This window comes from Burkholderia sp. CCA53 (assembly GCF_001685525.1).
GTDB lineage: Bacteria > Pseudomonadota > Gammaproteobacteria > Burkholderiales > Burkholderiaceae > Burkholderia > Burkholderia multivorans.
In genome coordinates this window covers 279,189-304,785 of sequence record NZ_BDDJ01000002.1, presented here as the reverse complement: position 1 = coordinate 304,785, position 25,597 = coordinate 279,189, and the positions used below count along the sequence as shown (strand labels likewise).

The window sequence follows — 25,597 nt, the reverse complement described above, 5'->3', positions numbered from 1 at the left end:
CCGCCCGGATTTCATCCGGTCAAAACGAATCGTTCAGCGCTCACCGAACCGGCCGCTGACGCCAAAGCGGGGTAAAGCAATGAGTAATCTCGATCTGAACTTGCTTCGTGTGTTCGATGCGATCCTGCGCGAGCGCAACGTGCTGCGCGCCAGCGAGGCGATCCATCTGAGTCCGTCGGCCGTCAGCCACGCGCTGTCACGGCTTCGTGCATTTCTCAACGACGACCTGTTCGTGCGGACGGCCACCGGCATGGAGCCGACGGCGCGCGCGCTCGAGATGGCGCCGCTCGTGCGCGATGCGCTCGTGATCGTCGAGCGTGCCATCGGGCCGAAGCAGTTCGATCCCGGCAGCACGCAGCGGCAATTCTGCATCGCGGCGACCGACTACATGACCGCGGTGCTGCTGCCACCGTTCTTTCGTGCGCTGGCGACCGACGCGCCGCACGCGAACGTCACGGTGCTGCCCGCGAGCCGGATCGACCTGACCACGCAGATCGACGTCGGCCGGGTCGAGATCGCGCTCGGATCGTTTTCCAACGTGCCGCCGCGTATTCAGCAACGCGTGCTGCTGGAAGAGCGCGACATGATGGTGATCGCCGCCGATCACCCGCTCGCCGGACGGGAAATCGGGCTGAGGGACTTCGCTGCTCTGCCGCTGATGGTGGTGTCGACCGGCGGTTCCGACGACGGCTTTCTGTCCGAACGCGGGCTGACGCGCCGGACCGAGATGTTCGACCGCGCTGCGCTGGTCGCTGCGTTCGAATCGATCGGCAAATGGCCGGCGTTCAGGATCGTGCAGCCTCACTTCCTCGCGATCCCGAGCCTGCTCGCCGGCACGCAGACGGCGGCGATCGTGCCGGCATCGCTTGCGCGGTTCTTCGCGCTGTCGGGCCTCGTGCACGCGGCGGAGCTGCCGTGGGAGCCGACCACGCGTGCGCTGCAGATGATCTGGCACGAGCGGCACGCCGACGATCAGGGCCACGCGTGGCTGCGAGACAGGCTTGCGGACGCGGCGCACGACGTAGCGGCCGCGAACGCCGCATGGGACGGCCGGCAACCGGGACTGTGAACTGCATGCGATGCATTTCGCTGTTAAGAAAAATGCACTTCTTCGACGTGGATCGTTCATGTAGCCTGCGACAACGCATTCAACGAAGGGCGACTCCATGTTCACCGACGATATTGAAACCGCACACGAACTGACCGAACTCGAACGGATCATGATGAGCCGGTTTGCGAACCGGTTCTATCTGAATCGCGAAGTCGATCCGGCCGTCGTGAAGGGCATTCTCAACGCCGCGCGCTACGCGGCGACCGGCGCGAACGTGCAGCCGTGGCGCGTTCACGTCGCCGCCGGACCCGCGAAGGAGCGGCTGGTCGATGCGCTCGGTACCGCGCACGCGACTTCGCCGGACGATCACGCGTCCGAGTATCGTTACCTGCCGGAGCCGCTGCCCGAACCGTTTGCATCGCGTCGACGCGAGTTCGGCGCCGTGTTCTTCGGTTCGCTCGGCATCGGCCCGCAGGACACCGCCGCGCGCGCGGCGAATACGGCGCGCAACTGCCGGTTCTTCGACGCGCCCGTCGCACTGATCTTCACGATCGATCGTCGTCTCGAGAAAGGAAGCTGGCTGGACCTCGGGATGTTCATCCAGAACGTGATGCTCGCGGCCAAGGCGCGCGGGCTGGACACGTGCACGCAGGAATTCCTGGCGCGCTATCACGCGGTGATTCGCGAGCAGCTGACGCTCGCGCCCGAGGAGCTGGTGGTGTGCACGATGGCAATGGGCTATGGCGATCCGGAGTGGGCGAAGAAGCGTCCGCAGATGCCGAAGCTGCCCGTTGAAGCGTTCGCATCGTTTCACGGGTTCTGAAGCGGCCCGGCCATCGACGGGTTGAAGACCCCACGCGCCCGAACATGGTCGTTCGCGACCCTGTTCGGGCTTTTCGATTGGATCCGATGACGGGCAATGCGCGGGCCGACGAGCGCGCGAGTGCGCGATCGTCGGCGCACATCGGCCGACTTCGGTCGATCGATGCGAGCGTCACGCGACGCCTGCATCGATCGACGATTCAGTGCGCGGGCGGCTTGACGTCGTACGCGATTCGTCCGGCGGGCAAGAAGAACAGCGCGATCACCGCACCGCCTTTGGCCTCCGGAAAGTGATGGCTGCCGGGCGCGGGGGCGGTCCAGCCGCCGTAACACCATCCATTCGGGCCCGCGAGCGCCGCGCCGTCGTCGAGCGGCACGACGAGATTGAACTCGCCATACGGATGCGCGTGATAATCGCCGCGAAATGCGTGCTCCGGGTTGCGTTGCGTATTGCCGGTACTGTCCATCAGCACGGCCGTGATGCTGAAATAGAACGTTTCGGCGACGGGCGGCATGAGTCGCGCGCGGCGATACTTCGGGCCGGCGATTTCGACGTCGGCTGCCCAGCCTTGTTCGACGCCGAGCGTAATCAGGCGCGCAAGATTCTTGTACAACGCGCTTTCGACGCCGTACCTGGCGTTGAGCCATTGCTCCGCCTCGGTGCCCGCGGTCATGTCTTTGACTTCTTCGAGAAACGGCAGGCAACGCGCGATCAGCTGATCTCGCGGGTGTGCAGTGGATGCTTCGGACATTCGCTTTCTCCTTGGTTCGATCGCCGTGCACGTTGCCGCTGCTCATGCGCGCGTCGGGCGTGCTTCAGCGATCCGAAGATGCCATGTCGAAGCCGGTTGATGAAGCGAAAGTCTTGCACAAGCGTCGTGCATGCCGTGCATTGTCCGCAGCGGCCGCATGCAGGAAGTGGTGCGCATCGCGCGCGAGGATCGCGAGGTCGATCCTCGCCGCGCGATGCCGACCCGCGGTGCCCGCGCGTCACTGCTCCAGCACGGCCTGCGGCGTGTTGCGGAAGCTGATCGCCATCCGGTTGTACGTGTTCATCAGGCTCGCTGCGATCGTGAGATCGACGAGCTCGCGCTCGCTGAATACCGCACGTGCCGCTTCGAATGCGTCGTCCGGTACGCCGGTCGTCGCGACCAGCGTGACGGACTCCGCCCACGCGAGTGCCGCACGCTCACGCTCGTCGAACAGATTGGCGGCCTCTCGCCACGCCTGCACGAGCGCGAGCTTTTCGATCTTCACGCCCTTCTTCAGCAGGTCGCGCGTATGCATGTCGAGGCAGTACGCGCAGTTGTTGATCTGCGACACGCGCAGATAGACGAGATCGACGAGCACTGGCGACAGCCCGCTCTGCATCACATAACCGTAGACGCCGCCGAGCGCTTTCGCTCCCGCGGGCGCAATCTGGTTGTAATCGAGACGCTTGCTCATGACGTAACTCCTGAAAGAAGGGGATTTACTTGACCGGGGTGGTCAGGACCGTGTCGTCGCTGTCGGCGACGAATACCGCGAGCAACCGGGCCGGCCGCGATGTGCTCGCATTGCGGCTGACGCGATGCACCGCGCCCGGTGCTTCGAAGAAGCTTTCGCCGGTGTGATAGACGCGTGTCGGGCCGTCGTCGACCTGCGATTCGATGTCGCCGGACAACACGTACGCATAGATGAAAGCGGAGCCCGCATGCCGGTGCGCCGGCGATGCTGCGCCCGGCGCGTAGTCCACGACGACGGCCGTCAAGGTCTTGCCGGGAAGGTTGGGAATCGCGTGCCGGAAGTTCGGCGTGACGGTTTCACCGGTGCCGTGCGCCGCGGCAGGCACCGCGATGCCGAACGCGATGCCTGCGCATGCGGCAGTTGCAATCGACTGAATGTTCCGAATGTTCATGGTTGTCTGGCTCGTTGAGGTTCCCCATTGTCGTGTGCGAAAGGAACACGAAAAAGCACCAGGAATGAACATTTTCTTTGTACCAAGCGGCCGTCGGAGTGCAGTCGTGGCCGGTGCGTCAGCGATGCTCGCGAACCAGCGCGAGCAGGCGGCGACAGTCGTCGGCAAGCGTGCTGTGGTTCAGGTTCGTCACGCCGAGCAGCAGGCCCTGCTGGCGCGCAGCGCCCATGTACCACGGCGACAGCGGGACCGGGGACAGCCCGCATGCGCGGGCACGCATCGCGATATCGACGTCCGACACGTCGGCCGGCAGCGCCGTCACCACGGCCATGCCGGCCGTCGCCTGAACCACGATCGCAGTCGAACGCTGCTCGTTCAGACAGCGTAGCAGCGCCTCGCGATGCGCTGCGTACAGCCGCTTCATTCGGCGCAAATGCCGAAGATAGTGTCCGTCCTGGATGAACTCCGTTACTGCGTGCTGCGCGCATGCGGCCGGCGCGGGTGCGAGGCACGCTGCAACGTCGCCGAAGCGCCGCGCGATGTCCGGCGGCACGACGAGAAAACCGAGACGCAGCGCGGGGCTCAGCGTCTTGCTGAAGCTGCCGATATGCAGCACGCGCCCGTCCTGATCGAGCGACGCAAGCGCGGGCGCCGCACGCCCGGTCAACTGAAGCTCGCTCAGATAGTCGTCTTCGACGATCCACGCGTCGTTTTGTCGTGCCCATGCAAGCAGCGCAATCCGCCGCGCCAGCGACATCGTCACGCCGAGCGGGGCCTGCTGGCCGGGCGTGACGACGGCCAGCGCCGCGTCGTTCGTATCCCGGATGCCGGCGTCTACATCGAGTCCGTCCGCGTCCACCGGCACCGCGGCGACCGTCATGCCGGCCAGACCGAGCGCCGTCCGCGTGAGCGGAAAGCCGGGGTCTTCGATCCACGCGTGTCGGCCTTCCAGTCCGAGCCCGCGGATCGCGAGGCCCAGCGCGCCCGAGAACCCCGCCGTGATGAATACCTGCGACGGACTGCAGCGAAGACCGCGCGCGACGGCGAGATAGGCGGCGATTTCCCTGCGCAGGTCCGGATCGCCGCGCGGGTCGGGGTAGCCGACCGGCGCCGCCGATGCGCGCCGTGCCGCGCGCGCCTGCACGCGCGACCAAAGCTTGAACGGAAACGCCGCCTGCGACGGCACGCCCATCTGAAACGGCAGCGGTGCGTTGCCGAATCCGGCGAACAGGTCGGGAAGGGGCGGCGCCTCCGGCGACCAGCCGGCCGCGACCGGCACCGCGGGACGCTCGGCGACGCGCGTGCCCGCGGCGCCGAGCCCGATCGCGAACTGCTCGTCGATCAGGCGCTCGTAAGCGGCGCGGACGGTGCCGCGCGACACGCCGAGCTGCGCGGCCAGATCGGACCACGATGGCAACCGTGCGCCCGAAGCGAGCTTGCCGGACTCGATCGCATCGCGGATCGAGCCGTAGATCTGGGCGGACAGCGACGTGCGTCCGGAGCGGTCGAGGCCAATGGAGAGCGTCGTCATGGGTCGATGGTGCATTTCGATTTTTCGATCTTGGGACTGTTTGCTGTCCGGACGGAAGCGTACTTTGTCGTATCGACGCGGCCAATCGGCCGCAGCCCGAATCCGGCGACCGCCTTCGGCCGTCGGCTTCGGCGGCCTGCTCGAGCGGGCCGCATCCAATCGAGCGAACAGACGAAGGAAGATACCGTGCAGACGAATGGATCGATCGACGCCGTGATCCCCGACAGCCAGCTGGCGCGAGAGGTCACGCAACTCATCCGCGACACCGAGGGCGAATTGCTGTTCAACCACTCGGCGCGCGTATACCTGTGGGGCGCACTGCTCGGACAACGCCGGAACATCGTGTTCGATCCCGAACTGCTCTATGTTGCGTCAATGTTCCACGACATCGGGCTGACGTCCGCCTATCGCGACAGCCGGCTTCGCTTCGAAGTGGACGGCGCCAATGCGGCGCGCGATTTCCTTCGGAGCCATCGCATCTCGGACGCGGACATCGAGAAGGTGTGGACCGCTGTTGCGCTGCACACGACGCCGGGCATTCCGGAGCACATGCGCGGCGAAATTGCGCTCGTGCAGGCCGGCGCGGGTATGGACGTGGCCGGACGCGGCTTCGAGCAGTTCACCGACGAGCAGCGCGCGGCGGTGGTCGCCGCGTATCCGCGCGAAGCCGATTTTGCGAACAAGATGATCGACGCGTTCTACGACGGGATGAAGCACCGTCCGGAAACGACGTTCGGCACCTTCAACGACGACTTTCTTGCACACAAGGATCCTCGGTTCGTCAGGGTGAATATGTGCAGCGTCATGCTGAATTCGCGCTGGGTGTGCGATTGCCACTGACTGCGCAGGCTCTTGCATCGGGGCCTTCCGGGGCGGTCCGCGCGGCGACGCGGCGCCAGGCCCGGCTGCCGTTGGCAAACGATGAGCGGGGCGGCTTTCGACGTCCGCCGATCGGGGCATTGCGGCGCGCCGATGCGCCGCGTCAATCCTCCGCGGCCTCGCACGGCACGCCGCAACCCGACACCCGCGCATGCGCGTCCGCAAATTCCCCGCGCACCCAGCTTTTCAATATCCCGGTCGCGTGTCGGCTCGCGGACCGCGGGCTGTAGACGAGGTCGTACTGAAAACTCTCCAGCGCGAGATCGAACGGCTGTACGAGCGTACCGTTGGCGAGTTCGTCGGCCACGAGCGTCAGGCTGATCAGGCCGACACCCTGTCCGGCGAGCGTCGCCTGCATCGCATGAATCTCGTCGTTGAACCGCAGCCCTGCGTTCGGATCGATGGCCGACATCCTCGCCGCGTCGAGCCAGTGCGCCCACGTGATCGCGCGCGGATCGTCGCGAACGGGCGCGCCCCAGTCGAAGTGAATCAACGTCGCGCGCTGCAAGTCCTGCGCGGTCGCGATCGCCAGATGCGGGCGGCACACCGGCGCGAAATGATCCTTGAACAGCAGCTCCGACACGAGCCCCGCATAGTAGCCGGGACCGTACCGGATCGACGCGTCGGCGGACCGGTCGAGATCGACGATCGCGTTGGTCGCATCGAGCCGCAGCGTCCAGTCCGGATACGCGGCGCGGAAACCGCCCGCGCGCGCGGCGAGACATTTGGCCGTGAACGCGACGGTCGAGGTCAGTGTCGCCACCTTGCCGCCGTCGAGGTTTCGCGTCGTTTCGATCGCGCGCTCGAAGCTGTCGAACCCGTCGCGCAGCGCCGGAAACAGCGCGGTGCCGCCTTCGGTCAAGCGCACGCTGCGCGTGCGGCGCTCGAACAGCTTCACGCCGAGCCAGTCCTCGAGCTGGCGGATCTGGTGGCTGATCGCGGTCGGCGTGACGTTGAGCTCCTCGGCCGCGGCCTTGAAGCCGCCGCGCCGCGCCGCGGCTTCGAACGCGCGCAGCGCGCTCAGGGGAGGGAGTTTGCGCATGGATTAGAACGGCTCATCTGTCGGGTGAGAATTGACCATTTGTTGTGCGCGGGCGCTCGACCGATACTGCCGTCCCCACGATGAACCGAATCGGGAGATCCGCATGAAAATCGAGCAAGTCCACACGAATCCGGACCCTTATGCGCCGTTCCTATTATCACAGGCAATCCGTGTCGGCGACTTCGTATTCGTTTCCGGCCAGCCGGCGATCGGCGAGGATGGCGAGATCGACGGGCCGGGCGACTTCGACCGTCAGGCCGAGCGCGCGTTCGGCAATCTCGCACGCGTGCTGCAGGCGGCCGGCTCCGGCATGGATCGCGTCGTGAAGACGACCGTATTCCTGTCGTCGATGTCGTATCTCGACAAGATGGTCGATGTTCGGCGGAAATGGTTTACCGCGCCGTATCCGGCGGAGAGCCTCGTCGAGGTGTCCGCGCTGTTTTCGCCGGATGCGCTGATCGAAGTCGAAGCGATTGCGGTCGTCTCGGATTCGAGGTCGGCCGGGTGAGCGAGCCGCCGTATTAGCGAGCGGCGCCAGTTGAAGCAGACGATTCGCGAACGCGATAACCGGCATCGAAGCCGATCGATGACGCATCGGCCGCGCGGTGCGCCGCGTCGATGACGACGCACAGGCGATCGAAGAAGAAGGGAGCGTGCAGCTTTCGGCGTTGCGTTAGCCGATCGGACGCAAACGCGAATGCGCGCCGCGTTCCGGCAAGCGCGCATATTTCCCCGGCAGGTGCGCGTCCGCGAACCGTTCGACACGCGTTCGCCGCACCGCCGAATGCCGACCCGCCGACCTCACTCCCGCTCGTCGACGCGGTTGTCGAGCAGCCGTTTCGGAATCGCGAGAATCAGCACGCAGCTGACGAGCAGGCACGCGCCGAGCGCATACGTGCCGTTGTTGATGTTGCCGGTCAGGTTTTTCGCGACGCTCGTAATCATCGAGCCGGTGAAACCGGACAGGTTGCCGATCGAGTTGATCAGCGCGATGCCGGCCGCGGCGGCCGTGCCGGCGAGAATCTGGCCGGGGAACGTCCAGTAGATCGGCATCAGGCCGAGGATCGCGCAGGTCGAGATCGTCAGGAACAGGATCGACAGCGGCACGTTGCTCGCGAAGAACGCGCTGAGCATCAGTCCGACGCCGCCGATGCCGGCCGGAATCGCCGCATGCAGCCGCCGCTCGCCGGTACGGCGCGAATGCGCGGCATTCCACAGCATCGCGACGACGGCGCTCAGATACGGAATCGCGGTCAGCAGCCCGATGCTCAGCGGGCTTTGCACGCCCGACGCGCGAATGATCGACGGCAACCAGAACGCGAGCCCGTAAAAGCCCGTGTTGAACGTGAGCAGAATGAACGTGAGCAGCCAGACGTGCGGATTGCGAAACGCCGCGCCGATGCTGTGCGTCTTGCGCGTGCTTTCCTGTTCGAGATTGCGCTGCAGCAGCGCCTTTTCGCTCGCGGACAGCCACTTCGCGGACGCGATGCCGTCGCCCATGAACGCGAGCACGACGAACGCGACGAGAATCGACGGAATGCCTTCGAGCAGCAGCATCCACTGCCAGCCGCCGAGGCCGAGCAGCCCGTGCGTGTTTTCCATCAGCCAGCCGGAGACGATGCCGCCGAGCGTGAGGCTCACCGGAATCGCGATCAGGAACCCGGACATCGCGGTGCTCTGGCGGCGCGCAGGGAACCAGTAGTTCATGTACAGGATCACGCCCGGAAAGAAACCGGCCTCGCATGCACCGAGCAGGAACCGCAGGATGTAGAACATCGTCGACGCTTCGACGTGAAAGAACCGCGCGAGCGGCGCGATGAACGCGAGCGACGACGAGACGATGCCCCACGTGATCATGATCCGCGCGATCCAGAACCGCGCGCCGTAGCGATGCAGCAACAGATTGCTCGGGATTTCGAACAGAAAGTATCCCCAGAAGAAGATGCTGGCGCCGACGGCGTAGATGGTATCGCTGAGGCCGAGCGAATCGAGCATCTGCAGCTTCGCGAAACCGACGTTGACGCGGTCGAGGTACGCGACCACGTAGCAGAGCAGCAAGAGCGGCAGCACGCGGCGCAGCACCTTGCGATAGACGCGCTCTTCGGTTTCGTCGACAGGCGCGGCCGATGCCGCGGTCTCGGTGAGTATGGGCATGACGTGTCTCCGGATTTGTACTTGTGTGCCGGAGCGTTGCGCACGTTGGCTGCCCGGCTGAAATGTTACCGGTAACTAAAGTAGCACGCGCGGTCGGCCGCGGCAAGCCGGATCGGTGCGGTTTGCGTGGCGATCGGGATTCGGGATTACCCGCGCATGCCGTGGATACGCGACATGAATATCGATGTGCGAAGCGGCCGCCAAGGCTGCGCAGCGCGAGGGTGAGAGGAGGGGGCGACGCTGCGGCGACACTCGCCCGCGATGCCGGCGGGCCGCCGCTTGCGGCTATCATACGGTCGTTTCAACCCCGCTCCGATCGTCGATGGCCAAATCCGCCGCCGCTACCAAGACCACACCGCCCCGCATGTCCGACGTCGCGCGCCTGGCCGGCGTGTCGAAGATGACCGTCTCGCGCGTGCTTGCCGATCGCAGCGTGTCGGCGGCAACGCGCGAGCGCGTGCAGCGCGCGATCGAGCAGCTCGGCTACGTGGCCGATGCGGCGGCCGGCGCGCTGTCGTCCGGGCGTTCGGAGTTCGTCGCGGTGCTGGTGCCGTCGCTGTCGAGTTCGAACTTCTCGGATACGGTGCAGGGCCTGACCGAGGCGCTCGAACCGCACGGCCTGCAGTTGCTCATCGGCGACACCGATTATTCGCTCGAGCGCGAGGAACGTCTGGTGCGCCAGCTGCTGCGCTATCAGCCGCGTGCGATCGCGCTGACGGGCGCGCAGCATACCGACGCGACGCGGCAACTGCTCGAGCGCACGGACGTACCGATCGTCGAGATGTGGGACTGGCCGGCCGATCCGGTCGATCGCGTCGTCGGCTTCTCGAACGCGAAGGCCGCGCGCGAAATGGTGCGCTACCTCGCGGGCAAAGGACATCGGCGTATCGGCTTTCTCGCGGGCGCCGGCGATCTCGACCGGCGCGGCCTCGAGCGGCTGCGCGGCTATCAGCAGGAGATGAAGGCGCTCGGCCTCGCTCCGCGCGTCGTGCGGCTCGGCGATGCGCCCGTGACGATGAGTCACGGCGGCCCCGCGATGGCCGCGCTGCTCGCGCAATGGCCGGACACGCAGGCGGTGATGTGCGTCAGCGACATGTCGGCATTCGGCGCGATCATGGAGTGTCATCGGCGCGGGCTCGCGGTGCCGGACGACATCGCGATCGCCGGCTTCGGCAATTTCGAGGTCGCGTCGTGCTGCCATCCGACGATCACGACGATGTCCGTCGACGCACTCGGCATCGGGCGCCGTACCGGCGAGATGCTGCTCGCGGCGCTCGACGCGGGCGACGCCGACGCCGCGGAATCGGCGCGCGTCGCGAAGAAGGTGCGGATCGAGTACGGCATCGTCGAGCGCGACAGCGCGTAGCGCGGCGCGACGATCGCGTCGCGCGGCGGCGCCTGCTTTCCTATCGTCGATGCTTGGTGCGACGCGCCGACGCGTGCTAGTATCGGCGCTGATGTTACCGGTAACTATTCGGCGCGTGCGGCGACGAAGCGGCCGGTACGGAGTCCGGCGCGTCCGGAGCAGAAAAGCAGGAGAAGGAGACATGACGCAATCCCCGCGCAGGCTGCGCAGCCAGGAGTGGTTCGACGATCCGTCGCATGCCGACATGACGGCGCTCTATGTCGAGCGATTCATGAACTACGGTCTCACGCGCGAAGAGCTGCAATCGGGCCGGCCGATCATCGGCATCGCGCAGACGGGCAGCGACCTCGCGCCGTGCAACCGTCACCACATCGCGCTCGCCGAGCGCGTGAAGGCCGGCATTCGCGACGCCGGCGGCATTCCGATGGAATTCCCGGTGCATCCGCTCGCCGAGCAAAGCCGGCGTCCGACCGCCGCGCTCGACCGCAATCTCGCCTATCTCGGCCTCGTCGAAATCCTGCACGGCTTTCCGCTCGACGGCGTCGTGCTGACCACCGGTTGCGACAAGACGACGCCCGCCTGCCTGATGGCGGCCGCGACAGTCGATCTGCCGGCGATCGTGCTGTCCGGCGGCCCGATGCTCGACGGCTGGCACGAAGGCAAGCGCGTCGGCTCGGGCACCGTGATCTGGCATGCACGCAATCTGCTCGCGGCCGGCGAAATCGACTACGAAGGGTTCATGCGCCTGACGACCGCATCGTCGCCATCGATCGGACACTGCAACACGATGGGCACCGCGCTCTCGATGAACTGTCTGGCCGAGGCGCTCGGCATGTCGCTGCCCGGCTGCGCGAGCATACCGGCCGCGTATCGCGAGCGCGGGCAGATGGCGTATGCGACCGGCAAGCGCATCGTCGATCTGGTTCGCGACGACGTGCGCCCGTCGCAGATCATGACGCGCGACGCGTTCGAGAATGCGATCGTCGTCGCGTCGGCGCTCGGTGCGTCGACGAACTGTCCGCCGCACCTGATCGCGATTGCGCGGCACATGGGCGTCGAGCTGAGCCTCGCCGACTGGCAGCGCGTCGGCGAACAGGTGCCGCTGCTCGCGAACTGCATGCCGGCCGGCGAATATCTGGGCGAGAGCTTCCATCGCGCGGGCGGCGTGCCCGCGATCCTGCGGCAGCTCGACGCCGCCGGACTGATTCATCGCGGCTGCATGACCGTGTCGGGCCGCACGATCGCCGACATCGTGGCGGCGGCACCGGCCGCGGACGGCGACGTGATCCGGCCGCACGATGCGCCGCTGAAGCACGGCGCGGGCTTCATCGTGCTGTCGGGCAACTTCTTCGACAGCGCGATCATGAAGATGTCCGTCGTCGGCGACGCGTTCCGCCGCACGTATCTGAGCGAACCGGGCGCGGAAAACGTCTTCGAGGCGCGTGCGATCGTGTTCGACGGCCCCGAGGACTATCGTGCGCGGATCAACGATCCGGCGCTCGCGATCGACGAGCGATGCATCCTCGTGATCCGCGGCTGCGGGACGGTCGGCTATCCGGGCAGTGCGGAGGTCGTCAACATGGCGCCGCCGGCGGAGCTCGTCAAGCGCGGTGTCGAATCGCTGCCCTGCATGGGCGACGGCCGTCAGAGCGGCACGTCGGCGAGCCCGTCGATCCTCAACATGTCGCCGGAAGCGGCGGCGGGCGGCGGCCTCGCGCTGCTGCGCACGAACGACCGGATTCGCGTCGATCTGAACGCGCGGCGCGTCGACGTGCTGGTGCCGGACGACGAGCTGGCGCGCCGCCGCGAATCCGCCGAATTCCAGGTGCCGCCGTCGCAAACGCCTTGGCAGGAACTGTATCGACAGTTCGTCGGGCAACTGTCGACCGGCGGCTGCCTCGAGCCCGCGACCTTGTATCTGAAGGTGATCGCCGAGCGCGGCGAGCCGCGTCATTCCCATTGATCCGCTAACCGACGGAATACCGCCATGAATACGCTTCCTGTTTCCGCTTGTCTGCCGACCGATCTCGACGACGCGCTGCTCGTCGGACGCGTGTGGCGCCGCGATGGCGCGCACGCGGGGCCGAGCGTCGTCGTCGTGAGGCGCGGCGAGGTGTTCGACATCACGCGCACGGTGCCGACGACGGCCGATCTGTTCGACCGCGCGGATCTGCTCGACGTCGTGCGCCATGCGGCCGGCGAATCGCTCGGTCGCGCCGACGCGCTGCTCGCCGCGACGCGCGACGGCAGCGGCGCGGGCCCGACGCTGCTCGCGCCGTGCGACGTGCAGGCGATCAAGGCATGCGGCGTGACGTTCGCGGTGAGCCTCGTCGAGCGCGTGATCGAGGAGCAGGCGAGCGGCGATCCGGCGAAGGCGCGCGCGGTACGCGACACGATCAGCAGCGTGATCGGCGCGGATCTGTCGAAGATCCGGCCGGGCTCCGATGCCGCGATGCGGCTGAAGGACGAACTGCAGCGGCGCGGCGCGTGGTCCCAGTATCTGGAAGTCGGCATCGGCCCCGACGCCGAGGTGTTCTCGAAATCGCAGCCGATGTCGGCGGTCGGTTTCGGCGCGGACGTCGGATTGCTGCCGGCATCGGTCTGGAACAACCCGGAGCCCGAGATCGTGCTCGCGGTCAACGCGCGCGGCGAGATCGTCGGCGCGACGCTCGGCAACGACGTGAATCTGCGCGACATCGAGGGGCGCTCGGCGCTGCTGCTCGGCAAGTGCAAGGACAACAACGCGTCGTGCGCGATCGGCCCGTTCGTGCGCGTGTTCGATGCGCGCTTTACGCTCGATTCGGTGCGCAGCGCGAGCGTGTCGCTGCGCGTCGAAGGCGCGGACGACGACTTCGTGCTCGACGGCATCAGCCACATGCGCGAGATCAGCCGCGATCCGACCGATCTCGTCGCGCAAACGTATGGCGCGCATCATCAGTATCCGGACGGCTTCATGCTGTTTCTCGGCACGATGTTCTCGCCGATCGCGGATCGCGACACGCCGGGCGGCGGCTTCACGCACCACGTCGGCGATGTGGTAACGATCTCGGCGCCGCAGCTCGGTGCGCTCGTCAATACGGTCAAGCGATGCACGGAGGTCGCGCCGTGGACGTTCGGCGTGCGCGCGCTCTATCGCAACCTCGCGCAGCGCGGGCTGCTGGGTGCGCAGTAACCGGCCGGCCGGTTCGCCGTGGCGACGGACCACGACGCGTGCGGCAGCCGAGCGGCGCATTCGCGAAAGGAAAGTCTTGGTTCGGAGGAACGGCGCGATGCAAAACCGCGCCGATTATCGGCTGCCGATACGGCGCGGCGAAACGCGGCGCCATTTGAATCGTTTGCGGATACCGGGAATAAGCAAAATCGAATAACCGGATATTCTCGTCATCACCGGTTCATATAATCGTTCATCAATGAAAAACACCCCAATCGTCATATTAAAACTGAGCGATTGGGGTGTCGTTGCACCGTACGGATTGCGCAATTTCCATTCCCGTCCCCCGAGTCGGCGATTGCGCATCCGCCGTGCGAAAACCGGCTTTTCTTTATCGCGCTTTCAGCATCTCGTCTGCCAGCCGGTACGCACAAACCGCCCGTTTCGATTCGTAGTCGGCGATCGTCGACACGTTGCGGCCGGCGTCGCGCGACAGCAGGCCCTGCAGGGCCGCGGCGGCGAAGAAGTCACGCAGATCCGGCGTCGGCGGTTTCGGCTCTTCCGGTTCGGCGACGAGCGGCGCCGACTTCCAGAAGACGGGCGTCGCGTTGGATACGTTTGTTGACTGCTTGGTACGCAGACTCTGTGACAAAGGCGTCATGTCTTCCCCTTGAATCGTTAAAAACAGTGGTGAAGCAGCGTGAGGCGCCCGGCCTATAAGACGTTTTTTGTTTCCACTAGCGATGTTTTCGGGAACTGCTAACTGGCGGGTGACGCGAATATTCGCCGGGATTGCTTAATCCGTCAAAACAATTAAATAGTGCCACGGTCGTTTTCAGGTAACAAATTTTGTTCCCAGAATTAAGGGACGAGACGCGCGGCCGCATACGGCGGGCATGGCGATGGGGAAAGTGGGGAAATAAGCGGCCCGCGCTGCGGGCCGCCGTGTTGTTTTGATTACTTCTTCTCAGGCAAGAACCAGTTCATGACGAGCGCGCAGATGCCGCCCGTCGCGACGCCCGATTCGAGCACGTTCTTCAGCGCGTGCGGCAGGCTGTTCAGGATGTCGGGCACCTGCGATACGCCGAGACCGAGCGCGAGCGACACCGCGATGATCAGCAGCGCGCGCCGATCGAGCTGGATGCCCGCGAGGATGTTGATGCCGGAGGCCGCGACCGCGCCGAACATCACCATCGCCGCGCCGCCCAGGACCGGTTCCGGAACCGCCTGCAGCGCGCCGGCGACGACGGGGAAGAGGCCGAGCACGACGAGCATCGCGGCAATCCAGATGCCGACGTAGCGGCTCGCGACGCCCGTGATCTGGATCACGCCGTTGTTCTGCGCGAACACCGAGCTCGGGAACGTGTTGAACACGCCGGCGAGCAGCGAGTTCGCGCCGTTCACGAGCACGCCGCCCTTGATCCGCTGCATCCACACCGGGCCTTCGACGGGCTCCTTCGAGATCTTGCTGGTGGCCGTGACGTCGCCGATCGCTTCGAGCGAGGTGACGAGGTAGATGATCAGCATCGGCACGAACAGCGACCACGAGAAGCCGATCCCGAAATGCAGCGGCGTCGGCACCTGGAACACGGCGGCCTGATGCATGCCGGTGAAATCGAGGCGGCCGAGGAACGCGGCGGCGGCGTAGCCGATCGCGAGCGCGATGACGAGCGCGGTGCTGCGCACCCAGACGACGGGCACGCGGTTCAGCAGGATGATCGTGCCGAGCACGAGGCACGACAGCGTCAGGTTTTGCGCGCTCGCGAACGTGCCTTTCGCCATCGCGCCGTAGCCGCCGCCCATGCTGATGAGCCCGACCTTGATCAGCGTGAGGCCGATCAGCAGCACGACGATGCCCGTGACGAGCGGCGTGATCAGCCGCTTCACGAACGGCAGGATGCGCGACACGCCCATTTCGACGAACGATCCCGCGATCACGACGCCGAAGATCGCGGCCATCACGGTCTCGACCGGCGTGCCTTGCTTGACCATCAGGCTGCCGCCCGCGATCAGCGGGCCGACGAAGTTGAAGCTCGTGCCCTGGACGATCAGCAGCCCGGCGCCGAGCGGGCCGAAACGTTTGCACTGGACGAAGGTCGCGATGCCCGAGATGACGAGCGACATCGAGACGATCAGCGTCGTGTCGTGGCTCGACACGCCGAGCGCCTGGCAGATCAGCAGGCCGGGCGTGACGATCGGCACGATGATCGCGAGCAGATGCTGGAGCGCGGCGACGAACGCGACCATCGGCGCAGGGCGGTCGTTCGGGCCGTAGACGAGGTCGCGCGCCGATTCTGCATCGTCGGCGCCGTGGGAGGCGGATTGGGCGTGGGAGGCGGGTTGCATGGCGAGCGGGCCGGACAGGATGGAAAGTGCGGCATTTTAGCCGAAGGGCCCGACGGCGCCGGCGCGGATCGCCGGTATTCGGGCCGCGCGGCGGCGTGCGGCACGCACGCGGCAAGCGATGCGGCAGGCCGTTGGCGCGCGCGGCCGTCGGGCGGACCGGTAGTCGCCGGCAGTCGTACCGCGTCGCGTTCGTGGCCCGCGCAGCATGCGCGGCCACGCCGCACCGCTGCCGTCGCCCATCGGGAAACGCCGCATTTGCAGCGGCGCGGCGTCGGCGCGATCATTCGATGGCTCGCCCGCCGCGCCCGCCGCATCGTGCAGCCGGACCCCGGCACGGCGACGCCACCGGAGGCCCGATGAACCCGTTTCAATTCCGCACCGTCCCGACGCTGATCGTCGAATACGGCGCCGCGCGCCGGCTCGGCGCGCTGCTGCGCGAGCGCTTTCCGGCGCTGGCGCGGCTGTGCGTGGTGACCGACGCGTTCCTGCACCGCAGCGGCGTGCTCGCGCCCGCGCTCGACAGTCTCGCCGCGCACGGCTGGCAGGTGACCGTGATCGACGACGTGATCGCCGATCCGCCCGAGCGCGTGGTGCTCGACGCGACGGCGCGCGCGGTCGCGGCCGATGCGCAAATCGTGCTGGGTCTCGGCGGCGGTTCGTCGATGGACGTCGCGAAGCTGATCGCCGTGCTCGCGCCGGGGCGGCAGGCGCTCGCCGACATGTACGGCGTCGACAAGGTCGACACCGAGCGGCTGCCGCTGGTGCAGATGCCGACGACGGCCGGCACCGGCTCGGAGGTGACGGCCGTGTCGATCGTCACGGTGGGCGAGGCGCGCAAGATGGGCGTCGTGTCGCCGCATCTGTTCGCCGACGTAGCGATCCTCGACGCCGAGCTGACGCTCGGGCTGCCGCGCGCGGCGACCGCCGCGACCGGCATCGACGCGATGGTGCATGCAATCGAGGCCTACACGTCCGCGCGGCTGAAGAATCCGGTGTCCGACATGCTGGCCGTGCAGGCGCTGACGCTGCTGTCGCGCAATCTGCTCGCCGCATGCGGCGACGGCCACGACCGGCACGCGCGCGAAGCGATGCTGGTCGGCGCGATGTTCGCGGGGCAGGCGTTCGCGAACGCGCCGGTCGCGGCCGTGCATGCGCTCGCGTATCCGGTCGGCGGCATTTTTCACGTGCCGCACGGGCTGTCGAACGCGCTCGTGCTGCCGCATGTGCTGCGCTTCAACGCGGAAGCGGCCGCGCCGCACTATGCGGAACTCGCGGCGATCGTCGCGCCGTCGGCGACGGGCAGCGACGAGGCGAAGACGCATGCGCTGATCGACGAGATCGACCGGCTGATCGTCGCGACCGGCATTCCGCGTACGCTGCGCGAGGTCGGCATCGGCGAAGGCGATCTGCCGCGGATGGCCGCGGACGCGATGCTGCAGACGCGCCTGCTCGTCAACAATCCGCGCGAAGTGACGGAGGCCGACGCGCTCGAGATCTATCGGCGCGCGTGGTGAGCGGATCGCGCGGCGACGCACGCGCAGCCCAGCGCGAGCGCGACCAGCGCGCAGCCGGCCCACGGTGCGAGCAGCAGCGCGCCGCGCTCGACGAGTACGCCGCCGAATGCGGAGCCGAGCGCGACGCCCGCATGCATCGCGGACACGTTGATGCCGACGCTCGCATCGGCGAGCGCGGGCGCCGCGTGGATCAGATGGCTCTGCGCGATCGGCGAGATCGCCCAGCTGACCGCAGCCCATAGCATCATCGCGGGTACGAATGCGAGCGGCGTCGCGGCGGCGGCCGGCAGCACGGCCATCGCGACGACGAACAGCGCCGGGCAGGCGACGAGCGCGCGTCGCGCGCCGAGCCGGTCGGACAGTGCGCCGCCGGCCCACGCGCCGATCACGCCCGCGATGCCGAACGCGACGTACAACGCTTCGAGCGCGGCGGCGCCGGGCGATAGCACCGCCTGCAGATACGGCGTCAGATACGAGAACAGCGTGAAGTGCCCACCGATCATCGCGACCGACACGAGCTGCGCGGCGACCAGCGTCGGGCGGCCGAGCACGGCGCGATACGGCGGCGCGTGCGCGCGCGGCGCGGTGTCGCCGGCATCGACGGCCGCGATGCGCGGCAGCCGGCGGCCGAGCCAGACCGCGAGCGGCAGCGCGGGCACCGCGATCGACGCGAACACGGCACGCCAGCCGGCCCAGTCGGCGATCCGCATCCCGATCGGCACGCCGAGCACGAGCGACGCGCTGATTCCCATGAACACGATGCCGATCGCGCGGCCGCGCTGCGCCGGCGTCGCGAGCTCGGCCGCCAGGCGCGTCGCGACGAGGATCAGCATCGCGCAGCTCGCGGCCATCACCATGCGCGCGGCGAACAGGCTCGCATACCCGGCGCTCGCCGCGGCGAGCAGGTTTGCGGCTGCAAATGTGGCGAGCGACGCGAGCAGGGCCGTGCGCCGTTCGATGCGCGCGACGACGGCGGCCGCGACGAGCGCGGCGAGTGCGAATACGGCGGAGAAGATCGTCGTGAGCTGGCCGGCGGCCGCGACCGATACGTCAAGACCGGCGGAGATCGCCGGCAGGATGCCGACGCAGATGTTTTCGGCGACGCCGGCGAGAAACACGGCGGCGGCGAGCAGGTAAACGCGAACGTCCAACGCAGACCCCTCCAGTACGCGCGACGCGGCGGGGCCCGGCAACGGACGGCCGCGTCGGATCGAATCGACGGATGGGTTTCGACGCGAGGCTTCGGTTATCCCGGAAACGCGCACGTTAGCGCACCGCCGGCGCGCATGCAAGATCGGTCCGTCCTACCCGTACGCAGACGCCGCACGATGCGCGAGAATCGCCTCCATGGCGTCTGCACTGCGGCGTACGACGGCAATCGAACGGAGGCAACGAATGACGCAACGGCACGAACCGACCCATACGCACTGCGTCGCATGGCAGATCGCGCAGACCTGGCACGCGGCCGAATGGTGCCGGCTCGTCGATGGGCGCGACGGTATCGAGTTGTCGGGGAACGTCGCCGGTGCGATCGACGGCACGCCGTTTCGCGTCGACTACGCGATCGCATGCGATGCCGACTGGCTCACGCGATCGGCGCGCGTGACGCGCTGGATCGGGGCGGCCGCGCGGCAGATCGAGCTGCGCTGCGACGGCGGCCGATGGACGATCGACGGCGTCGACGCGCCCGCGCTCGACGGCGCGACCGACGTCGATCTCGGCTTCAGTCCGTCGACGAACACGCTGCCGATCCGTCGCCTTGCACTGAAAGTCGGCGATGCCGCCGCGATCCGGACCGCATGGCTGCGCTTTCCGGCGTTCGACATCGTGTGCGGCGAGCAGCGCTACACGCGGATCGCACCGAACGCGTACCGCTACGAGAGCGGCACGTATGCGGCCGACCTCACGGTCGACGCAGCGGGCCTCGTGATCGACTACGACGAGTGGCGACGCATCGGCGCGACGCACGCGTCGTAATGCAACGCGCGTCGCGGCTGCTCAGCGCGCGGACGCGACGCTGATCTTGCCCGGAATCAGCTTCAGCGTGCTGAACGTGTCGGCGATGTTCTGCTGATATGCGAGCGTCGCGTCCGCGATCGGCTGCACGCCGTAGCCGGTGCGCTTGAGCGCGACTTCGAGCGTCGGCGCGTCGAGGCCGACGAGCGGCGACAGCAGCGTGGCGACGTCGGCCACATGGTCGCGTCCCCAGCGATCGACCGCGTCGATCTCGTCGAGCAGCGCGCGCAGCACCTGCGGCTGTGCGGCCGCGTACTTGCGTGCGGCAAGGTAGTACTGCGTATTGCGTACGAGCCCGTCGCCGTTCGCGATCACGCGCGCGCCGAGCTGCCGTTCGGCCGCGGCGAGATAGGGATCCCAGATCACCCACGCGTCGACGTTGCGCTGCACGAACGCGGCGCGCGCATCGGCCGGCGTCAGATAGATCGGCTGGATGTCGGTGTAGGCGAGGCCTGCCTGCTGCAGCGCCTTCACGAGCAGATAGTGAACGTTCGATCCCTTGTTGAACGCGACCTTCTTGCCGCGCAGCTGCGCGACGCTGCGAATCGGCGAGTCGGGCAGCACGACGATCGCCTCGCCGTGCGGCGCAGGCGGCTCGTTGCCGATATAGACGAAATCGACGCCGGCCGCCTGCGCGAAGATCGGCGGCGTTTCGCCGACCGTGCCGACGTCGATCGCGCCGGCGTTCAGTCCTTCGAGCAGTTGCGGGCCGGCCGGAAACTCGAGCCATTGCACGGCGACGCCCTGGCTCGCGAGCCGTTTTTCGAGCGTGCCGCGCGCCTTCAGCACGACGAAGTTGCCGTATTTCTGGAAACCGATGCGCAACCGTGTGGTGCCCTGCGCATGCGCGGGCAGCCCCGCGAGCGGCCCGAGCGCGAGCCCGGCGACGCCGGCGGCCGCGCGTTGCAGCCAGCGGCGGCGCTGCGCGTTCGCTGCGCCTGTTTCGACGTATGCGTGCGATGTGTCGTTCATGGAAGCGTCCTGCGTGCGGAAAGCGGGCCGCGCGCGAATGCGGCGCGGTCGGCGCACGGCGGGACCGGATGCGGCGATGCGCGCAACCGGCGGTCCGCGCCGGACTCAGCACGATACGTCGGCGCGCGCCGGCGGCCAACCAACGAATCCGCATATGCAAATCAGCCGCGGCGCAGTGCGAAAGCGGCTCGCGCGATGTGCGGCGGCGCAGCGCGCATCGCATCGCGGCGGCGGCATGCAGGCAGGGCGCCGTCGACGCTCAATCCGGGCCGGCCGCGTTGTCGACGATCGAATCGACGCGATCGGGATAGAACGCGAGGTGCCCGCGAATCGCTTCGACGGCCGGATACGGATGTTCGTACGTCCAGACCGCATTGACCGCGCGCGCGCCGCCGGACGGGATCGAGTAGTACGCGCAGTCGCCCTTGTACGGACAGTACGTCGCATGGTCGGTGCGTTGCAGCAGTGCCATGTCGACATCCTCGCGCGGAATGTACAGGACGGCCGGGTAGCTGGCCTCGCGCAGCGCCAGCGCACGCTGCGTATCGGCGACGGTGCGGCCGGCCACGGTAACGACTACGCGCGAGCGGTGCGGCGAGACCGTGATCGGATGGTCGGGGCCCGGCGTCTTCACGGGGCGCGATTGCGGATCGGGGCTGTCAGGCATCGTGTGTCCTCCTGGTATGGGCGGGGCGAAGGCGGCGTATCCCGGCATGCGTGCGCCGGAGACCGGCCGGCCAACCGATACGATGCGCCGATTCCGCAGAACCTGCAGGGGCCGGATGACGCCAGGCTCGCCCCGGCGCTCGCGCGGACGTTTTCATGCAACGGCGCCGGGATGCAGCGATCGCGATAAGCAATAGCGAATCGATTGGTTCGCGATCGGCGGGACAGGCGCGAAGATCGTCCGTCTTCATTCGTATGAACGCCGTCCGTTTCGATCGCCATGAATATCCGCTTGATCTCGCCCGCCGCGCGTCGCGCGCGCAACGTATCGCCGTTCGCGAGCGCGCTTCGCTGCGTCGCCGCGTCGCTGATGCTGGCCGGGGCCGCGTCGCCCGCGCTTGCCGCGCCGGCCGGCAACACGCTCGTGTTCTGCAGCGAAGGCAGCCCGGCCGGTTTCGATCCCGGCCAGCACACGACGAGCACCGATTTCGACGCGAGCACGCATACGATCTACAACGAACTCGTGCAGTTCCGGCGCGGCACGCTCGACCTCGAGCCGGGGCTGGCGACGAGCTGGGACGTGTCGGCCGACCAGCGCGTCTACACGTTCCACCTGCGGCGCGGCGTGAAATTCCAGACGACCGCATGGTTCAAGCCGACGCGCGCGTTCCAGGCCGACGACGTCGTCTTCACGTTCCGCCGGATGCTCGATCGCGACGATCCGTTCCGCAAGACATACCCGGTCAGCTTTCCGTACTTCAGCGACCTCGGCTTCGACCGCAATATCGAACGCATCGAAAAGGTCGACGACTACACGGTGCGCTTCGCGCTGAAAGAGCCCGACGTCGTGTTCGTGCGCAATCTCGCGATGGCCTTCGCGTCGATCCTGTCGGCCGAATATGCGTCGCAGCTTGCCGCGCGCCATCGCGAGGCCGACATCAACCAGTTTCCGGTCGGCACGGGCCCGTTTCAGTTGCGCGCGTATCAGAAGGACGCGGTGATCCGCTACGACGCGAATCCCGACTACTGGAAGCCCGACGACGTGAAGCTCGCGCATCTGGTGTTCTCGATCACGCCCGATCCGGCGACGCGCCTGCACAAGCTGACGAGCGGCGAGTGCCAGGTGTCGGTATTCCCGCGCCCGGCCGATCTCGACACGGTGCGGCGCAATCCGTCGCTCACGTTGTTCTCTGCAACGGGGTTCAACGTCGGCTTCGTCGCGTACAACACGCAGCATCCGCCGCTCGATCGCGTCGACGTGCGGCGCGCGCTCGACATGGCGATCGACAAGGCTGCGATCCTGAGGACCGTCTTCAACGGCGACGCGCGATCGCGACCAACCCGATGCCGCCGGCGCAATGGTCGTACAACCCGCGCCTGAAGGATGCGCCGCACGATCCGGCTGCCGCGAAGGCGCTGCTCGCGCGCGCGGGATTCCCGAACGGCTTCGACCTGACGCTGTGGGCGATGCCCGTGCAGCGGCCGTACAACCCGAACGCGCAGCTGATGGCGCAACTGATCCAGCAGGACTGGGCGAAGATCGGCGTGCGCGCGAAGATCGTCAGCTACGAGTGGGGCGAATACAACCGGCGCGCGAAGCAGGACGGCCAGCACGACGCGATCCTGTACGGCTGGTCCGGCGACAACGGCGATCCCGACAACTGGCTCGGCGCGCTGCTCGGCTGCGACGCCGTGCACGGCAGCAATCTCGCGAAGTGGTGCAACGCGGATTTCGAGCGGCTCGTCGACGCGGCGCGCACGAATGCCGACGTCGCGAAGCGCACGGCGCTGTACGAGCAGGCGCAGGTCGTGTTCAAGGATCAGGTGCCGTTCACGCCGATCGCGACGTCGATCGTGTCGCTGCCGGTGTCGAAGCGTGTGCACGGGCTCGTGTTTTCGCCGCTCGGCGGGCATCGGTTCGACGGCGTGTGGCTCGAATGATGCGCAGTGGCGCGGTGAATCGCGGTGCTGGCGACGACGGACCGGCGCGCCGGTCCGTGCGCGCGTGACGCGTCAGTTGAGCGCGACCGCCGCCGCGGCCTCCACCGGCGAGCCTTCGAGTGCGACCGACGGCCGTCCGTCCGGGCCGACCGGCACGTCGCCGACGAGCGTGGTGCGGTAGAGCTGGCGATCGAAGTCGAGATCGAAGATGTCGACGGGCGCGAGATGGGCCGTCGCGCGGTTGTCCCAGAACGCGATGCTGCGCGGTTCCCACTTGAAGCGGATCGTGAATTCCGGCCGCGTCACGTGTTCCCACAGCAGTTCGAGCAGTGCCTGGCTCTCGCGCGGCGTCAGCCCGACGATCGATTTCAGGAAACTCGGACTCACGTACAGCGCACGCTCGCCGGTTTCCGGATGGACGCGCACGAGCGGGTGCTCGGTCACGAGCGGACGCCGCTCGACGGCTTCGTCGAAAGCGCCGGTCGCGCGCGCGCCGGCCGGCGGCGTGAAGCGGTGAATGCCGCGCAGCCCGTCGACGAAGCCGCGCAGCGGCGCGGACAGCGTCTCGTACGCGCGCACGAGATTGGTCCACTGCGTGTCGTCGCCGTACGGCGGAATCGTCACGCCGCGCAGGATCGACGCCCACGGCGGATTCACGGCCGCGGTGACGTCGGTATGCCAGCCGGTCCACGGCCGTCGCACCGGTTCGCCTTCGAAGCGCGTCGCCTTGCGGTGCTTCGCGATCGAGTAGACGGCGGGGTGTCCTTCGACATGTCCGAATACCGGATGGCCGACCGTCGGTTCCCCGAACTGCGCGGAGAACGCGACGTGCTGCTCGTGCGTGAGGAATTGTTCGCGGAAGAAGATCACGCGCCATTTCAGCAGTGCGTCGCGGATCGCGGCGATCTGCCCGGAGGTCAGCGGCTGGGTCAGGTCGACGCCGCGAATCTCCGCGCCGATGTGGGCGGACAGCGGAATCACGTCGATCGGCTGGCCGGCGGGTTCGAGTAGGGCACTCATGCGACGCTCCTGGCGGAAGTGAACGGAACGAACGGCCGACATCGCGACAGGCTGGCGAGCCGGTTTGGCGGACGTGGATGCATGGTCGGGTTTCCGGTAACGCGGCACGGGCGGCCGCGCAGGCACGGACGGCGACGCATCGCCGTTCCGGCCTGCGCGACACGCATGACTGCATTACTGCAGCGTGGTGCCCGGCCCTTTCAGCACGACGCTTTGCCGGCCGTCGATGGCGACCGGCACGTCGCCGTGAACGGTCGCGCGACGCACGACGCGGCGCGCATCGCCGTAGTCGTTGATCGCGTAATGCTGCGTCGCGCGGTTGTCCCAGATCGCGACGTCGCCTTCCTGCCAGCTCCAGCGCACGGTGTTTTCCAGGCGCGTCACGTGTTCGTGGAAGACCTGCAGCAGATGCGCGGAATCCTGCGTCGACAGGCTCTTGATCCGCTGCACGAAGTGGCCGAGCACGAGCGTGCGCTCGCCCGTTTCGGGATGCACGCGCACGACCGGGTGCTCGGTCTCGTAGACGGTCGAGGTGAACACTTCGCGGTAGCGCTTCAGTTGCGTTTCGTCGGCGTGCACGTGCGTCGACGCGTAGTCGTACGCGTTCGTATGGATGGCCCACAGCGTATCGGCGAGCGTGCGCAGCGTGTCGGGCAGATGCGCATACGCGGCCGCCGTGTTGGCCCAGACCGTGTCGCCGCCGACGGGCGGGATCACGATGGCACGCAGGATCGAGATCTTCGGATACGCGTCGACGAAGGTCACGTCGGTGTGCCACGAGTTGGCGCGCGCGCCGTGCGCGGAATCGAGTTCGAGCAGATGTGCGCTGCCGTCGACGGACGGCACGGTCGGATGCGCGACGGTGTCGCCGAAGCGGCGCGCGAACGCTTCCTGCGCGGCATCGTCGAGATGATGCTGGCCGCGGAAGAACAGCACCTTGTGGCGCAGCAGCGCGGCCTGGATCGCGTCGAACGTCGCATCGTCGAGCGTGGCCGACAGCCGCACGCCGGAGATTTCGGCGCCGATCCTGCCGGCGACCTGACGAAGCTGGAGCGGGGCAGCGGCCGTGCGCGGCGCGGCGTGCGATGACGGGTGAGCGGCGTGCTGGACTTCGGACATCGGGAGTCTCCTGAGGTGAGGACGTTCGGGTTTCCATTCAAGCAGGGACCGCGCGGAACCGGAACCGATCAATCGTCACAACCTTAGCGTGCGGATGCGAACGATCGATA

General features: G+C 67.5%; 22 protein-coding genes and 1 pseudogene. 10 read left to right on the top strand and 13 right to left on the bottom strand.

Features of this window, described 5'->3' with window-relative positions; translation table 11 throughout:
• Positions 1–79 precede the first annotated feature (79 nt).
• Together BCR55_RS17880 and BCR55_RS17875 are read left to right on the top strand one after the other, a co-directional pair.
• Positions 80–1,069, top strand: coding sequence for a LysR substrate-binding domain-containing protein (locus tag BCR55_RS17880; RefSeq protein WP_053298754.1), 990 nt, complete (start codon positions 80–82; stop codon positions 1,067–1,069).
• A 97-nt stretch (positions 1,070–1,166) separates the two neighbouring features.
• Complete coding sequence (locus BCR55_RS17875) at positions 1,167–1,874, top strand: nitroreductase (protein WP_006403938.1); 708 nt, start codon at positions 1,167–1,169, stop codon at positions 1,872–1,874.
• 199 nt (positions 1,875–2,073) lie between these two features.
• Here the strand turns inward: BCR55_RS17875 and BCR55_RS17870 are convergent, their stop codons facing one another.
• From BCR55_RS17870 to BCR55_RS17855, 4 genes are all read right to left on the bottom strand, one after another.
• The gene (locus tag BCR55_RS17870) at positions 2,074–2,625 is read right to left on the bottom strand and encodes a DUF4863 family protein (protein WP_065495224.1); all 552 of its coding nucleotides are present in this window, start codon (positions 2,623–2,625) and stop codon (positions 2,074–2,076) included.
• A gap of 238 nt (positions 2,626–2,863) precedes the next feature.
• Positions 2,864–3,319: a carboxymuconolactone decarboxylase family protein gene (locus tag BCR55_RS17865; protein WP_065495221.1), complete on the bottom strand. Its 456-nt coding sequence runs from the start codon at positions 3,317–3,319 to the stop codon at positions 2,864–2,866.
• A gap of 25 nt (positions 3,320–3,344) precedes the next feature.
• On the bottom strand, positions 3,345–3,770 hold the full coding sequence (locus BCR55_RS17860; protein WP_006409898.1) for a cupin domain-containing protein: 426 nt from the start codon (positions 3,768–3,770) through the stop codon (positions 3,345–3,347).
• A gap of 118 nt (positions 3,771–3,888) precedes the next feature.
• A complete protein-coding gene (locus tag BCR55_RS17855) occupies positions 3,889–5,301 on the bottom strand; it encodes a PLP-dependent aminotransferase family protein (RefSeq protein ID WP_065495220.1) in 1,413 nt (470 codons plus the stop codon).
• Positions 5,302–5,487: 186 nt separating this feature from the next.
• Between BCR55_RS17855 and BCR55_RS17850 the strand changes: the two genes are divergently transcribed.
• Positions 5,488–6,141, top strand: coding sequence for an HD domain-containing protein (locus BCR55_RS17850; protein ID WP_081336853.1), 654 nt, complete (start codon positions 5,488–5,490; stop codon positions 6,139–6,141).
• Between the two features lie 142 nt (positions 6,142–6,283).
• Here the strand turns inward: BCR55_RS17850 and BCR55_RS17845 are convergent, their stop codons facing one another.
• Positions 6,284–7,222, bottom strand: a complete 939-nt coding sequence (locus BCR55_RS17845) for a LysR substrate-binding domain-containing protein (RefSeq protein ID WP_065495217.1) — start codon at positions 7,220–7,222, stop codon at positions 6,284–6,286.
• Positions 7,223–7,325: 103 nt separating this feature from the next.
• Here BCR55_RS17845 and BCR55_RS17840 point away from each other — a divergent pair, with 103 nt between their 5' ends.
• Positions 7,326–7,730: a RidA family protein gene (locus BCR55_RS17840; protein WP_006409886.1), complete on the top strand. Its 405-nt coding sequence runs from the start codon at positions 7,326–7,328 to the stop codon at positions 7,728–7,730.
• 293 nt (positions 7,731–8,023) lie between these two features.
• Here the strand turns inward: BCR55_RS17840 and BCR55_RS17835 are convergent, their stop codons facing one another.
• A complete protein-coding gene (locus BCR55_RS17835) occupies positions 8,024–9,376 on the bottom strand; it encodes an MFS transporter (RefSeq protein WP_006409882.1) in 1,353 nt (450 codons plus the stop codon).
• Between the two features lie 364 nt (positions 9,377–9,740).
• Between BCR55_RS17835 and BCR55_RS17830 the strand changes: the two genes are divergently transcribed.
• The 3 genes from BCR55_RS17830 (at position 9,741) to BCR55_RS17820 (ending at position 13,914) form a co-directional block, all read left to right on the top strand.
• Positions 9,741–10,742 (top strand): LacI family DNA-binding transcriptional regulator, encoded by a 1,002-nt coding sequence (locus BCR55_RS17830; protein ID WP_053298746.1) that lies wholly within the window; start codon positions 9,741–9,743, stop codon positions 10,740–10,742.
• A 181-nt stretch (positions 10,743–10,923) separates the two neighbouring features.
• Positions 10,924–12,705, top strand: a complete 1,782-nt coding sequence (locus BCR55_RS17825; protein ID WP_065495215.1) for an IlvD/Edd family dehydratase — start codon at positions 10,924–10,926, stop codon at positions 12,703–12,705.
• Between the two features lie 24 nt (positions 12,706–12,729).
• Positions 12,730–13,914: a fumarylacetoacetate hydrolase family protein gene (locus tag BCR55_RS17820; protein WP_065495212.1), complete on the top strand. Its 1,185-nt coding sequence runs from the start codon at positions 12,730–12,732 to the stop codon at positions 13,912–13,914.
• Between the two features lie 370 nt (positions 13,915–14,284).
• Here the strand turns inward: BCR55_RS17820 and BCR55_RS17815 are convergent, their stop codons facing one another.
• Positions 14,285–14,554 carry a hypothetical protein gene (locus BCR55_RS17815; protein WP_006403923.1) on the bottom strand — a complete coding sequence of 90 codons (270 nt, stop codon included), beginning with the start codon at positions 14,552–14,554 and terminating at the stop codon, positions 14,285–14,287.
• Positions 14,555–14,850: 296 nt separating this feature from the next.
• Positions 14,851–16,239, bottom strand: a complete 1,389-nt coding sequence (locus tag BCR55_RS17810; protein ID WP_006399703.1) for a uracil-xanthine permease family protein — start codon at positions 16,237–16,239, stop codon at positions 14,851–14,853.
• A gap of 356 nt (positions 16,240–16,595) precedes the next feature.
• On the opposite strand from BCR55_RS17810, the gene BCR55_RS17805 reads away from it, so the two are divergent.
• Positions 16,596–17,753, top strand: coding sequence for an iron-containing alcohol dehydrogenase (locus BCR55_RS17805; protein WP_053298741.1), 1,158 nt, complete (start codon positions 16,596–16,598; stop codon positions 17,751–17,753).
• Here BCR55_RS17805 and BCR55_RS17800 read toward each other — a convergent pair.
• The gene (locus BCR55_RS17800; RefSeq protein ID WP_059936470.1) at positions 17,735–18,904 is read right to left on the bottom strand and encodes an MFS transporter; all 1,170 of its coding nucleotides are present in this window, start codon (positions 18,902–18,904) and stop codon (positions 17,735–17,737) included. The genes BCR55_RS17805 and BCR55_RS17800 overlap by 19 nt on opposite strands.
• 244 nt (positions 18,905–19,148) lie before the next feature.
• Here BCR55_RS17800 and BCR55_RS17795 point away from each other — a divergent pair, with 244 nt between their 5' ends.
• Positions 19,149–19,730, top strand: coding sequence for a putative glycolipid-binding domain-containing protein (locus tag BCR55_RS17795; protein WP_059936473.1), 582 nt, complete (start codon positions 19,149–19,151; stop codon positions 19,728–19,730).
• A 21-nt stretch (positions 19,731–19,751) separates the two neighbouring features.
• Here the strand turns inward: BCR55_RS17795 and BCR55_RS17790 are convergent, their stop codons facing one another.
• Together BCR55_RS17790 and BCR55_RS17785 are read right to left on the bottom strand one after the other, a co-directional pair.
• Positions 19,752–20,741 carry a sulfonate ABC transporter substrate-binding protein gene (locus BCR55_RS17790; protein ID WP_065495210.1) on the bottom strand — a complete coding sequence of 330 codons (990 nt, stop codon included), beginning with the start codon at positions 20,739–20,741 and terminating at the stop codon, positions 19,752–19,754.
• Positions 20,742–21,000: 259 nt separating this feature from the next.
• The gene (locus BCR55_RS17785; RefSeq protein ID WP_006411674.1) at positions 21,001–21,408 is read right to left on the bottom strand and encodes a DUF427 domain-containing protein; all 408 of its coding nucleotides are present in this window, start codon (positions 21,406–21,408) and stop codon (positions 21,001–21,003) included.
• A gap of 279 nt (positions 21,409–21,687) precedes the next feature.
• Here BCR55_RS17785 and BCR55_RS17780 point away from each other — a divergent pair.
• Positions 21,688–23,348, top strand: a pseudogene (locus BCR55_RS17780) (ABC transporter substrate-binding protein).
• 72 nt (positions 23,349–23,420) lie between these two features.
• Here the strand turns inward: BCR55_RS17780 and BCR55_RS17775 are convergent.
• On the bottom strand, positions 23,421–24,368 hold the full coding sequence (locus BCR55_RS17775; RefSeq protein WP_065495202.1) for a TauD/TfdA family dioxygenase: 948 nt from the start codon (positions 24,366–24,368) through the stop codon (positions 23,421–23,423).
• A gap of 174 nt (positions 24,369–24,542) precedes the next feature.
• Complete coding sequence (locus tag BCR55_RS17770; RefSeq protein ID WP_065495198.1) at positions 24,543–25,487, bottom strand: TauD/TfdA family dioxygenase; 945 nt, start codon at positions 25,485–25,487, stop codon at positions 24,543–24,545.
• Between the last annotated feature and the right edge of the window lie 110 nt (positions 25,488–25,597).